General features: G+C 49.4%; 1 protein-coding gene. It reads left to right on the plus strand.

Features of this window, described 5'->3' with window-relative positions; all coding sequences use genetic code 11:
* Positions 1 to 265 (plus strand): cadherin-like domain-containing protein (locus AB4185_RS21770; RefSeq protein ID WP_372135929.1); only part of this gene is annotated, 265 nt, incomplete at both ends.

Below are 265 nucleotides of genomic sequence, written 5' to 3' on the forward strand. Positions count from 1 at the left end.
ACGTTTACGTTTACCCCAGAGAAAGACTATAACGGCGATGTACACTTCAGCTATGACGTTAAGGATGCACACAGTGGTGTGACCCACACCGGCGCAACCACCAACTTAGCTGCGGTTAACGACAACCCTGATGTGACGCCTTTAACAGACAGTGTCAGTGAGGGGGCCGATAATCATCACACCCTCAATCTGCTAGTAGGTGCCACAGATAAAGACGGCGACGCTTTAACTATCAGTCACCTTGAATATGCCATCGATGGTCAAC

This window comes from Vibrio sp. 10N.286.48.F5 (assembly GCF_041469785.1).
GTDB lineage: Bacteria > Pseudomonadota > Gammaproteobacteria > Enterobacterales > Vibrionaceae > Vibrio > Vibrio crassostreae_C.